This window comes from Azoarcus sp. DD4 (genome assembly GCF_006496635.1).
Classification (GTDB): Bacteria; Pseudomonadota; Gammaproteobacteria; order Burkholderiales; family Rhodocyclaceae; genus Azoarcus.
Genome location: NZ_CP022958.1, coordinates 1,703,455 through 1,727,981, shown reverse-complemented (window position 1 = coordinate 1,727,981; position 24,527 = coordinate 1,703,455). Strand labels below are relative to the sequence as shown.

Annotated in this window: 16 protein-coding genes; 12 read left to right on the top strand and 4 right to left on the bottom strand. The window is 66.7% G+C overall.

Annotation, left to right across the window (positions count from 1 at the left end):
- Positions 1–11 precede the first annotated feature (11 nt).
- Positions 12–5,429 carry a methyltransferase domain-containing protein gene (locus CJ010_RS08090; protein ID WP_141017565.1) on the top strand — a complete coding sequence of 1,806 codons (5,418 nt, stop codon included), beginning with the start codon at positions 12–14 and terminating at the stop codon, positions 5,427–5,429.
- Positions 5,430–5,442: 13 nt separating this feature from the next.
- On the top strand, positions 5,443–9,180 hold the full coding sequence (locus tag CJ010_RS08085) for a glycoside hydrolase family 99-like domain-containing protein (protein ID WP_141017564.1): 3,738 nt from the start codon (positions 5,443–5,445) through the stop codon (positions 9,178–9,180).
- Here CJ010_RS08085 and CJ010_RS08080 read toward each other — a convergent pair whose 3' ends face one another.
- Entirely contained in the window at positions 9,181–11,520 is a 2,340-nt protein-coding gene (locus CJ010_RS08080) for a tetratricopeptide repeat protein (RefSeq protein WP_141017563.1), read from the bottom strand.
- 282 nt (positions 11,521–11,802) lie between these two features.
- On the opposite strand from CJ010_RS08080, the gene CJ010_RS08075 reads away from it, so the two are divergent.
- The 8 genes from CJ010_RS08075 to CJ010_RS08040 all read left to right on the top strand — a co-directional run bounded on the left by CJ010_RS08075 (position 11,803) and on the right by CJ010_RS08040 (position 18,386).
- A complete protein-coding gene (locus tag CJ010_RS08075) occupies positions 11,803–13,281 on the top strand; it encodes a flagellin (RefSeq protein WP_141017562.1) in 1,479 nt (492 codons plus the stop codon).
- Between the two features lie 78 nt (positions 13,282–13,359).
- Positions 13,360–13,758: a flagellar protein FlaG gene (locus CJ010_RS08070; RefSeq protein ID WP_141017561.1), complete on the top strand. Its 399-nt coding sequence runs from the start codon at positions 13,360–13,362 to the stop codon at positions 13,756–13,758.
- Positions 13,759–13,784: 26 nt separating this feature from the next.
- Complete coding sequence (gene fliD / locus CJ010_RS08065) at positions 13,785–15,203, top strand: flagellar filament capping protein FliD (protein ID WP_141017560.1); 1,419 nt, start codon at positions 13,785–13,787, stop codon at positions 15,201–15,203.
- 14 nt (positions 15,204–15,217) lie between these two features.
- Positions 15,218–15,628 carry a flagellar export chaperone FliS gene (gene fliS / locus CJ010_RS08060; RefSeq protein ID WP_141017559.1) on the top strand — a complete coding sequence of 137 codons (411 nt, stop codon included), beginning with the start codon at positions 15,218–15,220 and terminating at the stop codon, positions 15,626–15,628.
- Between the two features lie 15 nt (positions 15,629–15,643).
- Positions 15,644–15,970, top strand: a complete 327-nt coding sequence (locus tag CJ010_RS08055; RefSeq protein WP_141017558.1) for a flagellar protein FliT — start codon at positions 15,644–15,646, stop codon at positions 15,968–15,970.
- A 34-nt stretch (positions 15,971–16,004) separates the two neighbouring features.
- Positions 16,005–17,126 carry a flagellar hook-length control protein FliK gene (locus CJ010_RS08050; protein ID WP_141017557.1) on the top strand — a complete coding sequence of 374 codons (1,122 nt, stop codon included), beginning with the start codon at positions 16,005–16,007 and terminating at the stop codon, positions 17,124–17,126.
- A complete protein-coding gene (locus CJ010_RS08045) occupies positions 17,113–17,502 on the top strand; it encodes an EscU/YscU/HrcU family type III secretion system export apparatus switch protein (RefSeq protein ID WP_141017556.1) in 390 nt (129 codons plus the stop codon). The genes CJ010_RS08050 and CJ010_RS08045 overlap by 14 nt, the downstream gene beginning before the upstream one ends.
- 104 nt (positions 17,503–17,606) lie before the next feature.
- Positions 17,607–18,386 (top strand): flagellar brake protein, encoded by a 780-nt coding sequence (locus CJ010_RS08040; protein WP_141017555.1) that lies wholly within the window; start codon positions 17,607–17,609, stop codon positions 18,384–18,386.
- Positions 18,387–18,484: 98 nt separating this feature from the next.
- Here the strand turns inward: CJ010_RS08040 and fliE are convergent, their stop codons facing one another.
- From fliE to CJ010_RS08025, 3 genes are all read right to left on the bottom strand, one after another.
- Positions 18,485–18,805, bottom strand: coding sequence for a flagellar hook-basal body complex protein FliE (fliE, locus tag CJ010_RS08035; protein ID WP_141017554.1), 321 nt, complete (start codon positions 18,803–18,805; stop codon positions 18,485–18,487).
- Between the two features lie 151 nt (positions 18,806–18,956).
- Positions 18,957–20,459, bottom strand: a complete 1,503-nt coding sequence (locus CJ010_RS08030) for a sigma-54 dependent transcriptional regulator (protein WP_141017553.1) — start codon at positions 20,457–20,459, stop codon at positions 18,957–18,959.
- Positions 20,456–21,649: a PAS domain-containing sensor histidine kinase gene (locus CJ010_RS08025; RefSeq protein WP_141017552.1), complete on the bottom strand. Its 1,194-nt coding sequence runs from the start codon at positions 21,647–21,649 to the stop codon at positions 20,456–20,458. The genes CJ010_RS08030 and CJ010_RS08025 overlap by 4 nt, the downstream gene beginning before the upstream one ends.
- Positions 21,650–21,808: 159 nt before the next feature.
- Here CJ010_RS08025 and fliF point away from each other — a divergent pair, with 159 nt between their 5' ends.
- Both fliF and fliG read left to right on the top strand, forming a co-directional pair.
- The gene (fliF, locus tag CJ010_RS08020; RefSeq protein WP_141017551.1) at positions 21,809–23,503 is read left to right on the top strand and encodes a flagellar basal-body MS-ring/collar protein FliF; all 1,695 of its coding nucleotides are present in this window, start codon (positions 21,809–21,811) and stop codon (positions 23,501–23,503) included.
- Entirely contained in the window at positions 23,500–24,501 is a 1,002-nt protein-coding gene (gene fliG / locus CJ010_RS08015) for a flagellar motor switch protein FliG (protein WP_141017550.1), read from the top strand. Before fliF ends, fliG begins: the two co-directional genes overlap by 4 nt.
- Positions 24,502–24,527: the final 26 nt, after the last annotated feature.

Here is a 24,527-nt window from a genome sequence, read left to right as displayed (position 1 = left end):
TAAAAAGCCACTTGATCGGAGGATCCGGTCCGGGACAATCCGCTAAGCTGCCGAATCAGGATTCCTCTGTGCCAATTGCGCCTGCCCCTCAATCGACATATGCAATGAGCCTCCCACCGCATTCCGCCAACCCTGCGCTCTCCCAGCAACCCGCAGGTTTACGCATCCTCGTAGCAACGGTCGAGATGTATTCGAGCGGCGGCATGCTGCGGTTCGAGCGCATTGCGCGCTGCCTCCGGGCGCAGGGACACAGCCTGAGCTTTTGCTGCATGACCGGGAAGGTATCGCCGCAGTGGCCCGGTACGTCGCCCGTGTTGAGTCCCGAGGAAGCGGCAGCCGCCACCTGGGATGCCACCCTGCTGCCTGGCCGGGCCGGTTTCGATCTCACCCCCGACACCTTGTCGAGCCTCGCTCCGTTTCGCAAACCGCAGTTTGGCCTGCGCGTGCAGTTCGTTCTCAACGACACCTCGTACAGGGCCGGGTTTCTTGCCGTCAACCGGGCGTTCCAACCTCAATTGGTTGTCTTCAACAACCACGCCTGGACTGTCGCAGACTTTCCGGATTTTCTCGGCGCCCAGTTTCACTTCCTCGAAGGCGGCGTCGACCTGGCCGCGTTTCAGCGCATTCCCCTTGCCACGCTTGATCCGGCCGGCCCCTGCTGGATTGGCGGACAGGCCAGAAAGAATTCGCTCGACCTTGCCGGCGCACTGAGGCATTTGCCGCCCAACTTCCGGATGCGGCTGTTCGGGGACATACCCTCTCAGTTGATCGACGGATGCGGTGATCTCATCGCCGAAGGCCGCCTGGAGCTTGTCGGGCCGATCGAAGAATCGGCCTTGCCCGCCTACTACGCGGGCGTGGACATCGTTGTCACGCCGGAACTTGTTGCCGGATGGTCCAACACAGCCGCGGAGGCCGCTGCAGCCGGACGCCCCCTGGTGTGCACCGCATCCGGGACCGGGGCCTTCGCCCGACATGGCGAAACCGCGGTCGTGATCGGCGACACCCGTCCGCTCCGCATCGCACAAGCAGTCCTGGAGCTGCATGCATCCCCCTCCCACGCCAGTCGCCTGGCGGCCCAAGGGCGGGAGGCCATTGCCCAATTCGACTGGCATGAATATTCGAACCGCCTGATCGAACTACTGCGGGCGCCACCGAATGCGCATTATTTCTATGCCCCGGAAGCCGGCCTCTACGGCAAGTGGCCACTGAACCGCCGCACGGCCGGACTGGACGCGCTGTTCGCCGCCTGCTCCGGATGCAGCGTTCTCGACATCGGCGCGGCAGAAGGTTTGATCGCTGAGCGGTGCCTGCAGGCGGGTGCCCGCCAAGTCGATGGCGTGGAGCTTGACGCGGAACGGGTCCAGGAGGCACGACGCCGCAACGCGGGAGACGCGGACCGCGCCCGCTTCTTCACGCTGGACCTCAATCAGCGGAACGCCTTGAAGCAGCTCGCGACGCTGCTGCCAAAGTACGACATCGTGCTCTACCTCGGCGTTCACCATCACCTCGACCCGACGACAGCAAGCGGCGTGTTCGACGCGCTCCTGCGTCGTACCGGACGCACGCTTTACATGCGGACGTCCGAAACGGTTGCATCGCGTGATCAACTTGTCGAACGCGCGCAGGCGCTCGGCTTCACGCTCACCAGCACGGCCCTCGTCGAAGAGGGCGATCAGATCGGCGCGCTGTGGGAATTCACCGCCCCCGCACCGGCCAGGATCACTCAGGAACCCGTCACGATGACGCCCCAATTCGTCTCCTATCCCAAATCCGGGCGGACATGGATCCGTTATGTCCTGTTCCAGCTCGGCTACGAGGGACGTATCCAGTTCCACCACGATGGCTTCGAATTCAACGACGGAAGCCGCCCCCCTCACGATTTCGATCTTGCCCAGCGGCGGGCTCGCTACGCCACCTCGGGCCCCGTCGTCTTTCTTGTCCGGGACCCACGGGCTGTCATGGTGAGCCTGTATCATCAGGTGACGGGCCGCTTCAAGGACATGTTCCGTTATGAGGGCAACCTGTCCGACTTCCTGCGCGACCCCTACTTCGGTGCGGATGTCCTGGCCCGCTTCCGCAACATGTGGACTGCGCTGGCCGACCTGCCGAACATCCGCGTGGTCAGCTATGAAGACTGCCATGCCGACCTGGGTGGCGTGATCGAATCCATCCTGCAGCACTTCGGCCTGCCGATCGACCGGCAGGCGATTGCCGAAGCCGTCGCCAACTCGACCCTGGAGCGGATGCGCGCCAAAGAAGAGACCGATAGTTTCTCCGAGCCCTGGCTGAGAAAACGCAATGGCCACGGCAAGGTTCGAATTGGCTCCACGCAGGGTTACCGCGACGAGTTGAGTGCCGCCGATATCGCCTACCTCGATGCGATCTTCAAACCCCAGGAATGCGTCTTGACCAGACCAGTCAACGAAGCCGTCCGGCGCAAGCCCGGCCCGTTCTCTCCCATCATCGTGCTCGGGATGCATCGCTGCGGCACCTCGGCCACCGCAGGGTTGCTGACCGCCCTCGGACTCGATGCCGGTGCGCACCTGTTCCAGGGCAACGAATTCAACCAGAAGGGGTACTTCGAGGACTCGCGCGTCGTCGGCCTGCACGACAAGCTGCTGACCGGCCTCGGATCCTCCTGGAAGGATTTGCGGCCGCTGCCGGAAGGCTGGCTGGATGCGCCACTGACACGGGAGATCGCAGAACAGCTTCGCGGCCTGATCAGCGACGCCGCGCGCCAAGGCGGCCAGTGGGTTCTCAAGGACCCGCGCATGTGCAAACTGCTGCCGCTATGGCTGCAGCTGCTAAGGGAACTGAAGCTTGCCCCCCGCTTTGTTCTTCCCGTCCGCAACCCGGACGCCTGCGCCGCGTCGTTGCATGCACGCGATGAGCTCACACCGGAGGATGCCTGCGCGCTCTGGCTGATGCATGTCAAAGCGTCCGAACTGGGCACGAGAGGCTTCCGCCGATCCTTCGTCGCCTATGAAGCGCTGCTGGAAGACTGGCGCACCGAGCTTGCCCGTCTCGAATCCCATCTCACTCTTCAGCTCGACTGGCAGAGCGACAACGTCAACCGCGCTGCGGCCTTCATCTCGCCCGAACTCAATCACGCGCCGAGGGCGCCCACTCCGAACGCCGACGGCCTGGTCGCCGCCGCGCGCACCGTCCATCGTCGTTTGATGGATGCCATTCCTGCCTACGACCCCGCGGGAACGGTGGACGATCTGTTCGGCGAAATCGACCGTCTGCTGTTCGAGCAGGCTTACGTCCTCGCCCCGTCACAGGCCACGGCCGAAAACCGCGCCAAGATCCTTGCGACTCACGCAAGCGGCCTCGTCCGCATCCTTGACGACTTCGACCAACGCCGAGCCGCCCCCGTACCGAGGGCTCGCCAGCAGGATCCAGACTTCGACCGCTACGAGCAGGCCTCCGCCCGGATGAAGGCCGGTCAGGTCGAAGAGGCGGCTGGCGCCCTGATCGAACTGGCAAGCAGCGCCACCAAGGTCGGCGATGTCTATGTCGACCTGGCGCACTATGCGCAGACACTCGGCGACGTCGATGCGGCGGGTGCTTTGCTCGACAGCCTGCAGGACAGGGAGATCGTCTCCGACGAAGCGCTGCTGCGTCTCGCAAACCTGCAGACCGCGACCGGCAGAACAAACGAGGCCCTCGTCACCGTCGGCGCATTCCTGCGCCGGCAGCCCAATGGGCAAGAAGGCTTGGCGCTTCTGCGCCACCTGCTCGGGATGGTCGCGGAATTGTCCCCCATCAGCTGGGCCCGACTACTGGCCGACCTACGCTATCCGGCGGCCGTCCTGCGTACGCAGCTCGATGAAGCGCTCGACACGCTATCGCTCGTCAGGGAGCACGCCACTTCGATCCCGACCGCAGCCCAGGCCTCTCGACCGCCGGCGGAAAGTCCTTCCGCAGCAACGGAAGCCGCCAGCAGTAACGACATCGCAATCGCCCAGAACCCACGCCAGGCCTCAGGAGCCGCCGCCATGCAAACCACCGCCGCCGACCAGGACCGCCAACAAGTCGAACTCGCCCGCAGTCTCATCGCACAAGAGCAGCTCGGCGAAGCCGCCGAAATACTTACCGCGCTGGTGCTGGCGGAAACCCCGCTGTTCGAGGCCTATTACGACCTCGGCTGCCTTGCGGTGCGCCAGGGCGACGTGGAGACCGCGGTTTCGCTGTTCGGCATGGCGCTCGAGCGCGACCCGGAATCCGTCGCCGCCCGCCGCAACCTTGCGCTGGCGCAGGGTATCGAGCAGCACTATGAAGACGCGCTCGCCACCCTCAGCCCCATCCTGCGTTCCGGCCGTGCCGGCAACGAGGACTACGGCCTGGTGCGTGACATCCTCGGCAAGGCGCCGCTGCTCGGGCCGATCGCGTGGGCGCGGCTGCTGTCCGACCTGCGCACGCCGTCGGCCGAACAGAAGAAGGCGCTCGACGAGCATGAAGCGCTGGTGCACCAGCTCGCGGTCGCCAGGGCAGAGAATGAACGCCTGCGCGCCGAGGTCGCCGAACTGCGCGGCGAGCTGCGCCACCTTGCTGCCACCCCGAGCACCGAGGCCCGCACCGCCGCCTGGCAGCAGATCCACGCGCTGCCCGACGACGACTGGCTGAACGTGCTGATCCGCAGCGTAGATACCCCGTCCTACCGCGGCTTCCCGCTGCCCGGCTTCCCGGCCGAGGGCCTGCAGACCGGCATCGTCGGTTCGAGCAACGAATCCGCGCTGCGCGAGGGCTTCAACTTCTACCGCGCGGTGAAGGCGCTGTGCGCCGACCACGGTCACCCGCTCACCGCCGACACCCGGCTGCTCGACTTCGGCACCGGCTGGGGCCGCTACTCGCGCATCTTCATGAAGGAGATCGCGCCGGACAACATCACCGGTGTAGACGTCGATCCCAGCCTGGTGCAGGTCTGCCGCAGCACCTTCCCCTACTGCAACTTCGAGGTCGTGCCGCCCTTCCCGCCCACCGAACTCGGCGCCGGCCAGTTCGACCTGGTGATCGCCTACTCGGTGTTCTCGCACCTGTCGGAAGCCGCCGCCACCGCCTGGATCGAGGAGTTCGCCCGCATCCTCGCGCCCGGCGGCATGATCGCGATCACCACCCAGGGCCGCCGCTTCATCGACTACTGCGAACACATCCGCCGCTCGGGCGAGATCACCCACCCGTGGCACCTCAAGCTGGCGCAGTCCTTCACCGACGTCGAGGCCTGCCAGGCCGCCTACGAGCGCGGCGAATTCCTCTACTCCGCCACCGGCGGCGGCGACGCCCGGCCGTCCAGCTTCTACGGCGAAGCGCTGGTGCCGCCGGGCTTTGTCGAGCGGGTGTGGTCGCGCTTCCTGGAGCCTGTCGCCTTCATCGACGACGGCAGCCTGCCGCAGGCGCTGATCGTGATGCGCAAGCCACGCTGAGGCAGGTTCGTCCATGAATCCGAAGCTCATCGCCTTCCACCTCCCCCAGTTCCACCCCATCCCGGAAAACGACGCCTGGTGGGGCAAGGGCTTCACCGAGTGGACCAACGTCACCCGGGCGACGCCGCGCTTTCCCGGCCACCACCAGCCGCAGCTGCCGACCGACCTCGGCTTCTACGACCTGCGCCTGCCGGAAGCGCGCGCCGCCCAGGCCGAGCTCGCCCGCGAGTACGGCATCCATGGCTTCTGCTACTACCACTACTGGTTCAACGGCAAGCTGCTGCTGGAACGCCCGTTCGAGGAAATCCTTTCCTCCGGCGAGCCGGATTTCCCGTTCTGCCTGTGCTGGGCCAACGAGAACTGGACGCGGCGCTGGGACGGCGCCGAGCAGGAAGTACTGATCGGCCAGAACTACAACGACGACGACGACCGCGCCCACATCCAGTACCTGATCCGCGCCTTCCGCGACCCCCGCTACATCCGGGTGGACGGCAAGCCGCTGATCCTGATCTACCGCGCCCGCCATCTGCCCGACCCGAAGCGCTCGCTCACCATCTGGCGCAACGAGGCGCGCAAGGCCGGCATCGGCGAACTTTTCATCTGCCGGGTGGAGAACTTTTTCAACGAACGCGACAACCCGCATGCGCTCGGCTTCGACGCCTCGGTCGATTTCCAGCCCGACTGGATGGCGATCAACGACGACAATCCGAGCGTGGTGCTGCCCGACGACCATTTCGTCGTCGACTACCGCGACCTGGTAGAGACCGAACTCGCCCGTCCCGAAGTGCCCCATCTGCGCTTCCCCGGCGTGACGCCGTCGTGGGACAACTCCGCGCGGCGCAAGAAGAACGCCTTCATCATCGCCGACAGCACGCCGGAGGCATACGAGTACTGGCTGTCCGAAACCCTGCGCCGCATCAAGGACCGCCCGGAAAGCCAGCAGCTGGTGTTCATCAATGCCTGGAACGAGTGGGCCGAGGGCAACCACCTCGAACCGGACCAGAAGTTCGGCCGCGGCTACCTGGAAGCCACGCGTCGCGCACTCGACACGGCTGCCGCCCCGGATGGGCTCAAGGCGCCGCCCTTGACCGACCCGTTCGAACACCACGGTTTCGTCATCCGCCAGCAGTACGCCAAGTGGCTGGCGGCGCAGCGCATCGGCAAGCCGGTCGCCCGCCTGCACGACGAACGCATCAACCGCAGCACCCCGCCGCGTATCCACGTCATCCTCGACGCGACCCGCTGTAGCGACGATGCGCTGTCGCGCTCGCTCAACGCGATCTCGGGGCAGCTGTACGAACACTGGCACCTCGATGTGCTGTCCACCAGGGCGGCGCCGCAGATCGCCTCATCCCGGCTGGGCTGGCACACCATCGCGCCGCACCAGGCCAGCCAGGCGGTGGCCGAGCTGGTCGCCGCCAGCGATACCGGCTGGCATGCCGTGCTGACGGGTGGCGACAGCCTCGCCGAGGATGCCCTGCTGTTCGCCGCGCAGCACCTGATCGGCGCCCCCGACTGCCAGCTCATCCTGTCCGACGGCGACAGCCGCGGCGCCGACGGCGGCCCGCTGCGCAGCTGGTTCGCACCGGGTCTCAACCCCGACTGGTTGCGGGCAACGCTGCAGGTCGGCGGCCTGGTGATCGCATCCAGGGAACTCATGCTGGCGGCACTGCGGGACATCGGCGATTCGCCGTCGAACGCCCTGCCGCTGGCCGCGGTACTGCGCGCGCTCGAATCGCCGCCCGCGCATCTGCACCACCTGCCGCGTGTTGCCCTCAGCCGCCAGGAAACGGCGGAGCCGATACCGCTCGCTTTCCGCGCCGACCTGCTGCGCCTCCATCTGGATCGTCTCGGCCAACCGGCGAACCTGGAACACGGGCTCATCGACGACAGCTGCCGTATACGCTACGAACACGCCGGCGAGCCGCCATCCGTGGCGGTGCTCGTCACCCACCCCACCACACCCGAAGACGTGTTGCGCACGGTCGAAGGCGTGCTCGCGCAGAGCGGGCCTTTCCCGGTGTCGGTCTGGCTGCCACGTGCGTCCGACTGCTCCGCCCCCCTGCGCGACTGCCTCGGCCAGCTCGTCGCGCTGGGTGCGCCCAACATCCGGATTGTCGATGTCGACACCCTCCCGCCCGCGGCCACCTGCAACCGCCTCGCCGCCGCGGCCAACGCAGAACTGCTGCTCCTGCTGGACTGCGGACTGACACCGCTCGATGCCGAGTGGCTGACAGCGCTGACCGCCCATGCCCGCCGACCGGGCATCGGCGCGGTGGGCGGACGCGTCGTCGCCCCGGACGGCAGCCTGTGCGAAGGCATGGTGAGGCTGGGGCAAGCCGGCGTTGCCGGCAGCCCCTATGTGGGTGTCTCGGCCAACTACGCCGGCAACGGCGGCGAACTCCAACTGGACCAGAACTGCTCGGCGGTTTCGCAACGCTGCCTGATGGTGAGCCGTGAACGCTTCCTCGAACAGGGCGGCTTCAAGGCCGAGCGCTATCCCGACGCGCACGCGGCCACCGACTTCTGCCTGCGGCTCGGCGAGCGGGGTCTGCGCCATGTGTGGACGCCGCACGCCACCTTGGTTGCACCCTCGCCGGCAAGGCCGCGCCCCTTCGCCCCTCCCACCCCGGCCGATCTCCCCTTGCTGGAGGACTGGCTGCACGTCCGGCCCGCCGACCCCTACGGCAACCGACAGATCAGCTACAGCGAGACGCGGCCGCGCCTGCAGGCAGACCATGCGCTGGCCCAGGACCCGCTGCCCTGGCACCCGGTGCCGCGCATCTACGCCCACCCGGCCGATCTCAGCGGCTGCGGCGAGATGCGCGTGCTCACCCCCTTGCGCGCCCTGACACGCAGCGGCCTGGTTCAGGGCGGCGGCGGCACGCGCTTCATCGGTCCCTGGGATCTGGCCGCACTCGCGCCCGACACCGTCATCACGCAACGCATCTTCAGCGACCTCTCGCTCGAATGGCTGGAGGCCTACCGCAAGTACAGCGGCGGCCTGCTGATCTACGAGCTGGACGACCTCATCAGCCGCATCCCGCGCGACAACGAGCACAGCAAGGGTTTTCCGCCGGACATGGAGGCCAGGCTGGCGAAGGGCATGCGCCTGTGCGACCGCCTCGTCGTGTCCACCGAACCGCTGGCAGCTGCCTACGGTCGTTACGCGCAGGAAACCGTGGTCGCCCCCAACCTGCTCGACGACACGGTATGGGGACCGCTGGCGGCACTGCCCAACGAGGGAGCGCGGCCGCGCGTGGGCTGGGCGGGCAGCACCAGCCACGGCGGCGACCTGGCGCTGATCCACGACACCATCCGCGCCACGGCCGACGAGGTCGACTGGGTCTTCCTCGGCTTCTGCCCGGAAGCCCTGCGCCCGCTGGTGCGCGAGGTGCATCCGCCCGTCCCGGTGAAAGACTACCCGGCGGCGCTTGCCAGCCTGCGGCTGGACATCGCCATCGCCCCGCTGGCGGCCAACGCCTTCAACGAGGCCAAGAGCAACCTCAAGCTGCTGGAGTACGGCGCACTTGGTTATCCGGTGATCTGCAGCAACATCCTGCCCTACCAGGGCCAGTTGCCCGTCGTCCGCGTCGCCAACACCACCCAGCAGTGGGTTGCAGCGATTCGCCGCCTGCTGGCCGACCGCAGCGAGCGCGAAAGTCTGGGTGCCGCGCTGCGCGACGCCGTCAGGGCAGACTGGATGATCGATGCCCGGCAAGCCGAATGGCTTGCCGCCTGGACACGCTGATCAACCGGCGTCGATGTGCGCCGGCGGCAGGCCTGCGGCATATCGTGCCCAGGCCTGCCGCCAGCCCGCTTCCAGGCAACGGGCGAAGCCGGCCGAATCGAACAGCGGCGCCCGTCCGCGGGCCGCGCGGATGCGTTCGCGCAGCGCCTCGCGGCGCGGTACATCCTGTGCCAGCGCCAGCACCAGCGCCGCATAGGCGTCATCGTCCCGCGCGACCAGCGCTTCGCATCCGATCGCGCTGACGACGCTGGCCGATACCCGCGACACGAAGGAGTCGCCGCAGCGTGCGATTTGCGGCACGCCCGCCCACAAGGCGTCGCTCGCCGTGGTGTGGGCATTGACCGGAAAGACGTCGAGCGCCAGATCGGCAGCGGCAAAGCGCCCGAGATGCTCGCTGGCCGGCAGCCGTAGCGCCCAGACGAGGCGGGCCGGATCCACGCCGGCGCCAACAGCCGCAGCTTCCAGAACGGCCCTGGCTTCCGCCGGGGCATCCAGCAGCCAGAGCACCGCGGTGGGGAGTTGCCGCAGCAGGTCCAGCCACAGCGCGAAGGTGGCGCGGGTGATCTTGTAATGCTGGTGAAAGGCCGCCAGCACCAGCGCCCCTTCCGGCAGGCCGAGAGCCGCGCGCGGCGGTGTCGGAGCGACCTCCCGCCGGGTGTCGTTGGGCTGGTAACAGCCCGGCAGGCGCAGGATGCACTCGCTGTAGGCGGCCTCCGCGCCGGGCGGAATCGTCACGGCATCGGCAATGAGGTAATCCAGCCAGGGCGCGCCCATCGTGCCCGGGAAGCCGAGCCACTGCATCTGCACCGGCGCCGGGCGATAGGCCAGGATGCCGCCGCGATAGCCCTGGGTCCAGCCCTTGAGGTCGATGGCGATGTCGATGCCGTCCGCCAGCATGCGCTGCGCTGCCTGCTCGTCCGACAGACCGGCGACCGTCACCCACTCCGGAATGGCGGCTTCCAGCCGGCCTCGGTAGGCGTCGTCGGCCGCCGCCATCGGACCGTGGTCGTAGGCAACAAGCCCGAACGCCGACCGATCGATCTCCTCCAGCACCCCAGTCAGCAGATGGGCCGTCGCGTGGTCGCGAAAATCCGCCGACAGCAGGCCGATGCGCAGCCTTCGTCCGGCCTCTTCACCGGGCGCCTTCGCCACCGGCCGGCGCAGCGCCGGCCGCGCCGCGAACTGTGCGGCAAACTGCCGGGCAACCGCCAGTTGGCCGGCCGCATCGGTACCCGGGGTGGTGAGAAAGGCAAAAGGCGACAGCGCCGCCGCCCCGCCGGGCAAGGGCGCATCGGCAAGCTGGCGGGCAAGTTCTTCCTCCAGCAGTTCGGCGCCGTCCCAATCGAGCACCTGCCGGCAGGCATGCGCGCCCTGCAACAGCCAGCCCGGCCGCGGCGCACGTTTCACCGCCTCGATGTAGGCCTCGCGCGCCAGCGCATGCTCACCCAGATCGACGCATACGCAGCCGAGGTTGTAATAGGCATCGACGCAATCGCCGTCCAGCGACAGGGCCCGCAGGCAATGCGTCTTGCTTTCGTCCCAAGCGCCGGCGTCGCGCAACGCGACCGCGAGGTTGCTGTGGCCTTGTGCCCAGTCGGGCGCCAGGGTGGTCGCACGCCGACCGGCCTCGACCGCCTCGGCAACGCGTCCATCCGCCTGCAGTGCGACGCCGAGATTGGACCAGGTGGCCGCATCCCCGGGCGCTCGCTGCAGCGCCGTGCGCAACAGGTTCTCGGCCTCGGCCCGGTCGGCCCCGGCATCCTTCAGCAGCAGGGCGCCGAGGATCGCGAGCGCGCCGGCATCGTCCGGCAGATGCTGGAGGTTGAGCCGGCAGAACGCGCCCAGGCGCTGTTCGTCGCCGATCTCGGCCAGCAGTTCGCGGCACAGCCTGGCGGTGTCCGCCTCGGTCGGGGCCTTTTCGAAGGCCTGCCACAAGGCTTGCAAGGCCTCCTCGCGCCGCCCCTGGGCCAGCAAGGTGCAACCCAGGTTGTAGCGCGGCGTTGCGGCCTCCGGCTGCAGCGCGATGGCCGTCCGGTGCGACGCAATCGCGTCGTCCGGCTGCCCTGCAGCGGCCAGCGCGTTGCCGAGATTGGTATGCGCCTGCGCATCCTGCGGCATCTGCCGGACAGCCAGGCGCAACACGACCACCGCTTCGGCATGCCGCCCCTGGGCGTGGAGCGCACTGCCCAACAGCTTGTTGGCCAGCCCCAGGCCAGGCTGGCGGGCCAGCAGTTCCCGCGCCAGGCGTACGGCATCGTCAAGACGCCCTTGCTGGAAGCAGGCTGCCGCGCTGGCGAGCGCTTCCCTATCCCGGGAGGGCAAGGTGTTCAACATGGACATGGACTGAAATCACTAAAGAAACCATGAGAGGGTGCCGTTAGCCGCGATCGACGACGGATCGGTAGTCCAGCGGCATCGAAACCGGCACCGGTTCCGACCCGCCGTCCGGGCTAGCTGGCAGGCAGATACAGATTTGGCGACCACCGGCAAAAAATGCCTAAAGCTTTCCGAATCGCGCCCGTTAATGGTCTCAACGGCAATCGGATCACGCAGCAAGCCTAAGTTGGAAGCGCGAAACGGCCGGTTTATCGACGGAATTTTTCTTCTCTTCGGGAGACGATCATGGCACAAGTCATCAACACCAACGTTCAATCGCTGACCGCTCAGCGCAATCTGAACACCTCCGCTGGCTCGCTCGCAACCTCGCTGCAGCGCCTGTCTTCCGGTCTGCGCATCAACAGCGCCAAGGACGACGCCGCCGGCCTCGCGATTTCCGAGCGCTTCACCGCCCAGATCAAGGGTCTCGACCAAGCCCGCCGCAACGCCAACGACGGTATCTCGCTCGCGCAGACCGCCGAAGGCGCCCTGCAGTCGTCCGGCGATATCCTCCAGCGTATCCGCGAACTCGCGGTGCAGTCCTCCAACGCGACCAACTCCGCTTCGGACCGTCAGGCCCTGAACGACGAAGTCAACGCGCTGACCTCGGAACTGAACCGCATCGCCTCGACCACCGAATTCAACGGCAAGAAGCTGCTCGACGGCTCCTTCACCACCGCGACCTTCCAGGTCGGTGCCAACGCCGGTCAGACCATCTCCGCCACCACCGCCAACTTCTCGACCACCCAGTACGGCAACTACCGTATCGGCTCGGCCGCGGCGACCACCACCGGCGGCAAGGGCGACCTGACCATGGGCAGCACCGCCAGCGCGATCACCTCGAACGCGGGCACCGCCAGCCGTGTCGCGGGCGGCGCGATCACCATCAACGGCTCCGCCGGCGCGTCCTCGGTGACCATCGCCGCCGGCGCTTCCGCCAAGAAGGCCGCCGAGCAGATCAACGGCGAAACCGGCAAGACCGGCGTGACCGCTTCGGCCAAGACCGAAATCGATGTGAGCTTCAGCGCGGCGAACACCTCGTACAAGTTCGACCTGACCTCCGACAACTCGACCGCCGTCACCATCTCCTTCACCACCGGTGCGAACGACAAGGACGGTCTGGCCGCCGCGGTCAATGCCTTCAACGACGTGTCTGCCAAGACCGGCGTGACCGCACGGGTCAATGATGCCGGTACCGGCATCACGCTGCTCAACAGCGCTGGCGAGAACATCACCGTCGCCAACGCAGCCTCGGGCTCCGCCACCGCGACGATCGGCGGTCAATCGACGGCTGCCGGCGCCACCGCGGTCGCCACCGGTCAGCTGGTGCTCGACTCCGAGAAGTCCTTCAGCATCGAAGCGGCGAACACCACCGACTTCTTCAACGCGACAGCGGCAGCAGGACAGTTGCAGAAGGTCAGTAACCTCGACGTGAGTTCGGTCGATGCAGCACAGCGCTCGATCGCGATGGTGGATGCGGCGCTTGCCGCGGTGAATGGCCAGCGTGCGAAGTTCGGTGCCCTGCAATCGCGGTTCGAGAACACGATCGCCAACCTGCAGACCACCTCGGAAAACATGTCGGCCTCCCGCAGCCGGATCCGCGACACCGACTTCGCGGCCGAAACCGCCAACCTGACCCGTGCGCAGATCCTGCAACAGGCCGGTACCGCGATGCTGTCGCAAGCCAACGCCCTGCCGCAGAACGTGCTTTCGCTGCTCGGCTAAGCAAGGTAGCCTAGCGTTAATCGCACGGCGCGGGGCTCGCAAGGGCCTCGCGCCGTTAGACCATGAGGGAGGCGAATCATGAGCATCACCTCGATCAGTTCCCAGGCGGCAGACGCGCGGCTCCAGGGCCTCGCCCAGCAGGCGGCGTCCCGCATGTCGCAGCCCACCGCAGCTGCGGCAGCCCAGGCTGCACCCACGCCAGCCACCGCGGCGACGGACGCCACAAGCCCGGAGGCGGCGGCCCAGCCGACCTCGCTCGAGCAGGTTCAGCAGGCCATGGAGGACGTCCGCAAGGCGATCACACCTGTGGCACAGGACTTGCTTTTTTCGATAGACGAAGATACCGGCAAAACCATCGTCAAAGTGGTGGATGCCAGCACGGACGAAGTCATCCGCCAGATCCCTTCCGAGGAAATCATCTCCATCGCGAAGGCACTGGACAAGTTGCAGGGACTGCTCGTCCAGCAGAAAGCCTGATTCAGTAGATAGAAGGAGGACACCTCATGGCAACGATCACCAGCAGCGGCTCGATACTCGATATCGACTCCCTGGTCAGTGGCCTGATGACCGTCGAAAGCCGCCCGCTCACCCTGCTGGCCAACAAGGAGGCCAGTTACCAGGCAAAGCTCTCGGCATTCGGCCAGATCAAGAGCGTGTTGTCCTCCCTGCAGACGGCAACAACCGCACTCAATAGCGCGGACAAATTTGCCGCCACCAAGGCAACGGTTGCCGGCGAGGGCTTCACCGCCACCTCCGATGCCAACGCCGCCACTGGCAGCTACAGCGTCGATGTGACGCAGATGGCCAAGATCCAGCGGGTGTCGACTTCGACCGGCAGCTCCTTCGTGCCGGCGGCCGGCAAGCTGACCATCGAGTTCGGCACCGTCAGCGAATCCGGCGGCACCAAGAGCTTCGTCAGCGATTCCCCCGCACGCACCGCCAGCCTGGAATTCGAAGGCAGCACGCTCGAAGAGCTGCGTGATGCGATCAACAACGACGCTACCCTGGGCATCAAGGCAAGCGTCGTCAACAACGGCACTACCAACCAGCTGGTGCTGAGCGGCACGGCCACCGGCGCCAAGATGGCCTTCAAGCTGACCGGCGAAAGCGGCCTCGCCGACCTCAGCTACGATCCTTCGGCAACGCCCGCTGTCGGCGACAAGATGTACTCGGTGCAGGCCGCGCAGGACGCCATCCTCGAAGTCGATGGCATCTCCGTCACGCGCAGCAGCAATACGATTTCCGACGTGATCGACGGCGTCACGCTGACGCTGAACAAGGAACCCAGCGGCACCGCGACCTCGCTCTCGGGCACCCTCACCGTGGCCGCCGACCAGAGCACTGCAAAGACGGCGGTCGAAGCCTTCATCAAGGCTTACAACGAGGTGCAGAGCACGCTCAAGTCGCTGACCTCGTACAACACCGATACCGAAACCGCCGCCACGCTGACCGGCGACTCCACCGCGCGCAGCATCCAGGGCCAGCTGCGCAGCGCGCTCGCGTCCACCTTCGGCGGACTCGGCAACGCCAGCACGCTTTCCCAGATCGGCATCAGCTTCGCCAAGGACGGCACACTCAGTCTCGACAGCACCAAGTTCAACAAGGCGATGAGCGATCCGGACATGGACGTCGGCGCACTGTTTGCCGGAACCGACGAGGTCGATGGCTTTGCCGATGTTTTCGGAGCCAAGCTGGAGAGCTTCCTCGACACCGACGGCCTGCTTGCCAGCCGGACCGACGGCATCAACTCGACCATCAAGTCGATCACCAAGCAATACGACGCGATGGAAACCCGTCTCGAAACGATGGAAGCGCGCTACCGCGCGCAGTTCTCGTCGCTCGACACCCTGCTCTCCAGCCTGAGCCAGACCAGCAGCTATCTCACCCAGCAGCTCGCCAACCTGCCGTCGGCCAGTTCCTAAGGAGCCTGATTGCCATGTTCGGATCCACGTCCTACGCCAATCGCGCGGCAGCCTATGCGCGTGTCGGCACCGAAACCAGCATCGAGGCCGCCTCACCACACAAGCTCATCCTGATGCTCTACGACGGCGCGCTGCTGGCGCTGCGTTCCGCCAGCGTGGCCATGGAGAAACAGGACATTCCTGCCAAGGGCATGGCCATTTCCAAGGCGATAGAGATCATCACCAATGGTCTGAAGGTCAGCCTCGATCTCAATGCCGGCGGCGAGCTGGCCGAGCGGCTGGACGCACTGTACGAGTACATGGGCGACCGCCTGCTCTATGCCAACCTGCACAACAACCAGGCGGCGCTCGACGAGGTGTCCGGTCTGCTCGCCAGTCTGCGCGAAGCCTGGCAGGGCATCGCCGACCAGGTGTCGCCCTCCTGAAGGGGAACCGTCATCATGCTGACGCTGGAGAACGGCTCGAAGCTGCTGGCCCTCTACGATGAGATGGCGCAGGCCGCGCGTGCCAACGACTGGAACCGTCTCGCGGCCCTCGGCACCGACGCCGACGTGGTACGCAAGGCGGCGAGCGGCGACATCCGCCCGATGAATACGCTGACACCGCAGGACCAGGAAAAGCTCGCCATGACGATACGACGCATTCTCGACCTCGAGCGCGAAATCCGCGAGCACGCCGAGCCTGCCCTCGAAAGCACCCGCAAGCTGCTGAGCAGCTCCGTGCGTGGCCGCAACGTGCGCGATGCATACGGCAGCGCGGGATTCTAGCGTGCGCTGAACGGACAACACGCAGGACGCCATCATGATCCCCGCCGACCTCGCCGCCCGGTTGCGGATGATCAATGAAGCGAGCTTCTTCGACACATCCCCGCCGGTAGCGGGCCTGCAGCGGGCCCGCGAAATCCAGGCGCTGCTGCCCGATCTCGTTCCCGGACAGCGCTTTCTCGCCACGCTGCAACGCACCCTGCCCGACGGCACATTCCGCGCCGTGGTCGCGGGCCAGCAGGTTACCCTGGCGTTGAGTTCCAGCGCCAAGCCGGGTGACACGCTGGAGCTTGTCGTCACCGAGACATCGCCCAAGGCGGTATTTGCCCGCCTGGCCAACCCGGAAGCGGCAGCCGCGGCCACGCCCTCCTCGGCTCAACCCGCACTCAGTCAGACGGGCCGCCTGATCAGCTTTCTACTCACCGGTCAGCCGCCGGCGCAGGCCGCCTCCCTCGCAGGCAATCAACCCCTTCTCACCGCGCCGCCGACAAACGCCACACAACTCGCGCCCATGCTGCGACAGGCGCTCGCCCAGAGTGGCTTGTTCTATGAAGCGCACCAGGCGCAGTGGCTCGCCGGCAAGGTCGACACCGCCAGCCTGCTGCGCGAGCCGCAGGCCAATCCCTCGCCCGCCAGCGCGCAGCATCCGCAACCCGCCGTGGGCGGGCGCAGCAACGCGCCGGCAAACCCGGCAGCCACGCCACTCGAGCTTGCTGCCAACGAACGCTACGCCGCCAACGCCGGCGCTGCCGACGAGATTGCCGGCCCCCGTGCGGGCCCCATCCCCGAGCGGCTGCTGGCGGTGGTGCACCAGCAACTCGACGCGCTGGCCACCAACCAGTACGTGTGGCAAGGGCAGGCGTGGCCGGGGCAACAGATCGAATGGATCATCGAGGATCCGCGCAACGGCCGCGAAGGCGACGGCAGCGAGGACCTGCGGGAATGGAACACCACGCTGCGCCTCACCCTGCCCCGGCTCGGCGGCCTCGAGGCGCAGCTTCATCTGACGCCGGCCGGCGTCGCGCTGCGCCTGCGCGCTGACGACGCCGGCACCATCAGCGCGCTGGAATCCGGTCGCAAGGCGCTTGAAGAATCGCTGTCGGCGGCCGGCCTGCCGCTCACCGGCATGGTCGTGGAGCAACGCAATGACGCCGGATGACGAATCCGACCTCGGCGATGCCGTACCGCGCGGCGAAGCCGTCGCCCTGACCTACGCCGCCGGCGAAGCCGCACCGCGGGTCGTCGCCAAGGGGCGCGGCCTGATCGCCCAGGAGATCATCGAGCGCGCCCGCGATGCCGGCATCTATGTGCACGAGTCACCCGAACTCGTTGCCCTGCTGATGCAGGTCGATCTGGACACCCACATCCCGCCACAACTTTACGTGGTGATCGCCGAACTGCTGGCCTGGCTCTACCGCATCGAAGCCGGCGCCGAAGCGGGACCGGCACCGGTCCCGGCGCCGGGCACCCTGCGCGAACTGATCGAGGCCCTGCCGGAAAACCGCAAACCCGTGGCTGGCAAGGCCAGCGAATAGGCTGCCCAAGTGCATTTCCGCAGCAGGCAAAGGCCCTCTTCACGGCGCGGCCATGCTATAAGTTGCCTGTTTCCCGAGCCGGCCAACGTCCAGAAATCAGCGGCATGTCCAACCAGAACGAGCACACCCGGGTCGACCTCATCGGCTCCGACGATCACGACAAATACCTGCTTCGCGGCAGTCGTGAAATCCGCCAGATCCTGCAGGGCCTGATCGACGGCCACGCACTCGTCACCGCCCAGCTCTCGCCGGGCCAGCAGTCCTTTCTCACGGCCCTGATCGCCTTGTCGGACGACGGCAACAGCGTGCTGGTGGATGCCAGCGCCGACGAGCACATCAACCAGCGCATAGGCAGCTCGGAAAAGCTGATCTGCATGACCCAGCTGGACAAGATCCGCATCCAGTTCGAACTGCAGACGCCCGCCGCAACGAACCACGACGGTCATCCGGCCTTTCGTGCCGCGGTGCCGGACCAGCTCTTTCGATTGCAGCGGCGCGAGTTCTACCGCCTGCAGACGCCCGTCACCCACGCGGTGAGCTGCCGGATACCGATCCCGCAACCCGACGGCAAGAAGATCAGCCTGGAAACCCGGGTCATCGACATCAGCGCTGGCGGTGTCGCGGTCGTGGTGCCGCCGGACAATGTGCCCTTTTCCGCCGACATGGAATTCGTCGACTGCCAGCTGCAACTGCCCGAACTAGGCACGATTGCGGTACGGCTCAGGGTGCGCAACATCTTCCGCCTCACCAACCGCAACGGCATCCAGATGCTGCGCGCGGGTTGCGAGTTCGTCGATCTGCCACGCAGCGCGGACAACGCCATCCAGCGCTATATCTTCAAGGTCGAACGCGAACGCAGCGCCCGCGAACGCGGACGGCTCTGACCCGGCAAGCGACCGCGTAAACGGACGATGCCGCCCTTGCGGGCGGCATCGCTTCATGCCGGGTAGCCAAACCGGGCGGACTTACGCCGGCATGAAAGTCAGACCGGCATATTCATGATGTCCTGGTAGGCAGTGACAAGGCGATTGCGCACCTGGACCATCTGCTGGAAGGACAGATTGGCCTTCTGCAGATTCACCATCACATCCTGCAGGTTCACATTCGGGTCGCCGGCAGAAAAATCCTGCGCCATGGCGCGTGCTTCCTTTTGCGCTGCGCTCACGTCGGCCATGGCCGTCTGCAGCACCTGGGCGAAGTCGGTGCCCTCGGCGCCCTGCACGGTCTGGGCAGGCTTGTTCTGCGCAGCCTGCGTCACCGAACGCAGTTCGCTCAACATCTGGTCAATTCCGCGGGTATCCATTACGCCTTTCCCCCGGCCTCGGGTTTCTCCTGATTCTCAGTCTAGCAGAGCAATCCGCATGCCACCAATGGACATGATCGGCCCGCTCCACACGTGCTGGCGAGCAGCTTCACAAAGGCATACGCAAGAACCGGGCCTCGGTGTTCAGGCATTAGACGTCATGGCCTTCCTCGCGATATTGCTGCAGCTTGTAGCGCAGCGTGCGTTCGGAAATGCCAAGCTTTTCAACGGCCTTCTTGCGCGAACCGCCGACCGCGCGAAGGGTGCCGAGAATGTGCTCCCGCTCGAGATCCTTCATGTTGCTCGGCCGGCCGGCGCCCTCCGGAAGCACCGCTCCGGTGGCCGCCATTGCAGCACCGGCAAGATTTGCCGCTCCGCCGCCGTTTGCGGCAGAACCCTGGGCAAGATTTGCCGCCTGCGCCGGCATCGGCCAGGAATGAGCAGGCGCAGCCGGTGCGGCAATCGCCGGCTGCGGCGCCGGCGCCGCGGGCGCCATCACGGGCACACTGGCCATCGCGTCGGCGGTCCAGTGCGGCAGGCACAGCCGCACTGTCTCCGCGCTGACGGTATCGCCCACCGTGAGGATCAAGGCGCGGTGCATGGTGTTCTCCAGCTCGCGCACGTTGCCCGGCCAGCCGTATTGGCAGAGCAGCATCTCGGCCTCGGGCGAGAAGCGGGCGTGACGCTTCAAGCGCTCGCCGTGACGGGCGAGGAAGTGGCGCGCCAACGGCAGCACGTCGCCCGGACGCTCGCGCAATGCCGGAATCGCCAGCGGAAAGACGTTGAGCCGGTAGTACAAGTCCTCGCGGAAGCGGCCCGCAGCCACCTCCTTGACCATGTCACGATTGCTGGTCGCCAACACGCGGATGTCGAGCGCCACCGGCTTCTTGCCGCCGACGCGTTCCACTTCGCGTTCTTGCAGCACCCGCAGCATCTTGGCCTGCAAGCCGAGCGGCATCTCCGAGATTTCGTCGAGCAGGATGGTGCCGTCCTGCGCCTGTTCGAACTTGCCGGGCTGGGCGGTCTGCGCGCCGGTGAAAGCCCCCTTCTCGTAACCGAACAGCGTTGCTTCGAGCAGGTTCTCGGGAATGGCCGCGCAGTTGATCGCGACGAAGGGGCCACTGCGGCGGGGTGAGTGATGATGGATGTAGCGTGCGAACACCTCCTTGCCGGTACCGGACTCCCCGGTCAGCAGCACCGTGGCGTCGGTTTCAGCCACCCGCGCGGCGAGCGCCAGCAGGTTGCGGGTGTGCGTATCCTCGGCGACGGTGTCGTCGGCACTCGGCTGCACGGCCGCGTAGCGACGCACATTTTCCAGCAGCACCTCGGGTTCGAAGGGCTTCATCAGGAAGTCGCACGCACCGCCACGCATCGCCGCCACCGCCTTGTCGACATCGCCGTAGGCGGTCATCAGCAGCACCGGCAACTGCGGCAGGCGGGCGCGGATCTCGCCGAGCAGCTGGAGGCCATCCATCGGCTGCATGCGCAGGTCGGATACCACCAGGTTGAAGGACTGCCGTTCAAGCTCGGCCAGCGCGGCGGGGCCGCCGTCTGCGCCGGTAACGCCGTGTCCGGCCATTTCCAGCGTCAGGCAGACGGCATCGCGCAGCGCGGCGTCGTCCTCGACGACCAGGATATTGAGGTGTTCGATCATGAGGCTGAGACTCCGCTGTCGGCGGCGGTGCCAACGGGTGCTTCGCCGCGCCACAGGGGCAGGTTGAGAGTGAAGGTGGAACCCTGGCCCGGCGTCGACAGCAGCGCAATGTCGCCGCCGTGTCCACGCGCCACGCCGCGGGCGATTGCAAGGCCGAGGCCGGTGCCTTCGGCGCGGGTGGTGAAGAAGGGTTCGAAAAGTCGTTCCTGCAGCTCGGCCGGGATGCCGCGACCGCTGTCGCGCACCACGAAGCACACGCCATCGCCCGCAGCCAACTGTTCGCGATGCGCTTCGCACGTCACCCGCCCGCCGGCTTCGGTGGCCTGGATGGCGTTCTCCAGCAGGTTGGTCAGCGCGCCGCCGAGCGCCTTGCGGTCGCCGTAGAGGGTGAGGTCGCCGCAATCGCAGGTGCTGTCGAACTCGATCTGGCGTGCACGTGCCAGAGGTTCCAGCGTGTGGGTGAGTTCGGCGACCAGGTCGCACACGCCGAAATGCTGGCGGCCAAGGCTGTCGCCGCGGGCGAACAACAGCATGTCGCGGATCAGGCGTTCGAGGTAGCGCAGGCGCTCGATGGCGCGGTCGGCCACCTTGGCGCGTTCGACCGGCCCCAGCTCGGGCTGGCGCAGATTGCCGGTGTAGAGCAAGGCCGCCGCAAGCGGCGTGCGCAACTGGTGGGCCAGGCCCGCGACCATCTCGCCCATCGCGGCCAGGCGCTCGTTGCGTTCGGCAGCCAGACGCATGCGATGCGTTTCGGTGACGTCGTGCAGCAGCAGGATGCGTTCCTCGCCGGATTCCAGCGCGGTCTCGGACACCGACAGGCGGCGCTGCCCCTCGGCATGCTCCAGCGTGACCTCGCCCGGCGTGCCCGTTGCTTCCAGTACACGCGCGATCGCCGGCCAGCGCTGGCCGGCCAGCCCGGCACCGAGCAGGCTTTCCGCCGCACGATTGACCTGCACCACGACCCCGCCACGATCGACCACCACCACGCCGGCCGGCAAGGCGCCCATCAGCACGGTCAGCCGCTCGGTAAGCTGGGCGACCTGGCCCTGCAGGGCGTTGTAAGCGGTCGACAACTCCTCCGAGGCGCGGCTGAACAGCGCGAAGGCCTCGGCCAGCTGCGCGGCATCGAGCGGCGGCGCCGCTGGCGGCGTCGCGGCGGAAGGCGCGTCGGGGATCGTCGTGGGTGACATTGGCACTTGCTCCAGTTTCACGGCTGGCACTCTACCGGCACTCATGCAAATGTTAGCCGGCAAACAGGCGGCAAAAAATGCCGCTTTTCGTTCGACCGCGCTTGCCACCTGAGCCCGACAATGCCGCCATCCGAAAAAGGGCTTGCATCAGGGGTTCCCATGGCCACCGCAGAGAACGCCGCAACAGCAAACGTAGCCGCACCAACCAGCGCCTTGAACGCGCGCCTGCAGCAGGCGGTGCAGAACATCAACGCCTTGACGCCACGGCAGAAGATTGCCGCAGCGGCGGCGATCGCGCTCGCCATCGCGCTGGTGGTCGGCGTGCTGATGTGGAACCGCCAGCCCGAGTATGGCGTGCTGTTCTCCAACCTCGACGAACGCGACGGCGGTCAGGTGATCGCCGCCCTGCAACAGCAGAACGTGCCCTACCGGATGTCGCCCAACGGCATGTCCATCCTGGTGCCGCAGGCCCAGGTGCACGAACTGCGGCTGCGCCTGGCCGCCAACGGCCTGCCCAAGGGCGGGCTGGTGGGTTTCGAGCTGATGGATACGCAGAAGCTCGGCGTGTCGCAGTTCAACGAGCAGATCAATTACCAGCGCGCGCTCGAAGGCGAACTGTCGCGCACCATCCAGTCAATCAACTCGGTGTCGGCGGCACGGGTGCATCTGGCCATGCCCAAGCAGACCGCCTTCCTGCGCGACGACCAGAAGCCGACCGCCTCGGTGATGGTGACCCTGCGTCCCGGCCGGGTGCTGGACGCCAACCAGGTCGCCGGCATCGTGCATCTGGTTTCTTCCAGCGTGCCGCGCATGGTCGAGTCCGGCGTGAACATCATCGACCAGAACGGCGAGCTGCTCACCACCAAGAACGACCCGCTGCGCCAGTCCGGCCTCGATGCCACCCAGCTCGAATACGTGAAGGAAGTCGAAGCCGGCTTCATCCGACGCATCGAGAACATCCTCCAGCCCATGGTGGGCAAGGACAATTTCCGCGCCCAGGTGGCGGCCGACGTCGATTTCAACCAGGTCGAGCAGACCGCCGAGACCTTCAAGCCCAACCCCTCGCCCGACCAGGCCATCCGCAGCCAGCAGACCACCGAGGAAACCAATCGCCAGCCCGGCCCGCAGGGCGTTCCCGGCGCCCTCACCAACCAGCCGCCGGTACCGGCCACCGCCCCCATCACCACGCCGCCGGTGCCGCCCAACCAGGCCGGCACCGGCCAGACCGCGACCACCAACCGTACCGCGGTGCTCAATTACGAGGTCGACCGCACCGTCCAGCACGTCAAGCAGTCGCTCGGTCAGCTCAAGCGCCTGTCGGTGGCGGTGGTGGTGAACCACAAGACCGAAACCCTGCCCAACGGCCAGACGCAGACGGTGCCGCTGTCCGACGAGGAAGTCGCCCGCATCAACAACCTGGTGCGCGAAGCGGTAGGCTACAACCCGGCGCGTGGCGATACCATCAACGTTGCGACCAGCCCCTTCGCCGGTCTCGGTGCCGAGCCCGCGCTGCCGATCTGGAAGGACCCGGAAATGGTCGAGCTCGGCAAGGAAGGGCTCAAGTACCTGCTGGTGCTGCTGGTGGTGCTGTTCGTGTATTTCGCCATCATCCGGCCGCTGATGAAGTCGGTGATGCCGCCGCCCACCGAGGCGGAAAAGGCCGAGGCTGCGGAAGCGGGCGAGCCCGGCGAGGAAGGCGAGGAAGGGGTCGAGGTCAGCCTGTCGGGCGCCGCCCAGGCCAACACCTACGAGGCCAAGCTGGCACGTGCACGCGAACTGGCCAAGGAGGACCCGAAGATGGTGGCCAACCTCATCCGCGAATGGATGGGCGTAAACGATGAGGGGCGCAAGTGATGACACCGGAAGAAGGACTGGAAAGCGCCGCCCTGCTGCTGCTGACCTTGGGCGCCGACGAAGCCTCGGAAGTGCTCAAGCACCTCGGCCCGCGCGAGGTGCAGAAGCTGGGCATGAAGATGGCGACCATGCCGGCACAGCCGCGCACCCGGGTGGAACCGCTGCTCGAAGAGCTGGAATCCCACTTCGGCAAGGGTTCGCCCATCCACGCCGACGAAGAGCAGATCCGCCAGATGCTGACCAAGGCGCTGGGCGACGAGCGTGCCGCCCACCTCATCTCGCGCGTGCTGCAGGGCTCGGACACCGCCGGCATCGAAAGCCTGAAGTGGATGGATTCGCCCACCGCCGCCGATCTCATCAAGAACGAGCACCCGCAGATCATCGCCACCATCCTGGTGCACCTCGAAACCGACCAGGCCGGCGAGATCCTCAAGTACTTCCCGGAACGCCTGCGCAACGACGTGATCCTGCGGATCGCCACCCTGGACGGCGTGCAGCCGACCGCGCTGAAGGAGCTCAACGACGCGCTCACCCGCATGCTGGCCGGCGCCTCCACCGTCAAGAAGGCGGCGATGGGCGGCGTGCGCCATGCGGCCGAGATCCTCAACTTCGTCGGGTCGGCGGTGGAAACCGCAGTCATCGACAACGTGCGCGAGTACGATCCGGACCTGGCGCAGAAGATCCTCGACGAAATGTTCGTGTTCGAAAACCTCATGGACATCGACGACCGCGGCATCCAGACCATCCTGCGCGAGGTCCAGTCCGATTCGCTCATCGTCGCGCTCAAGGGCGCCTCGCCGGAATTGCGCGAGAATATCTTCAAGAACATGTCCAGCCGCGCCGCCGAGATGATGCGCGAGGATCTCGAAGCCAAGGGGCCGGTGCGGCTGTCCGAAGTCGAGGCCGAGCAGAAGGAAATCCTCAAGATCGTCCGCCGCCTGGCCGAGGAAGGCCAGGTGATGATGGGCGGCAAGGGAGGCGACGATGGCTTCGTCTGATCGCACTGATCCCCGCCGGGCGGAGA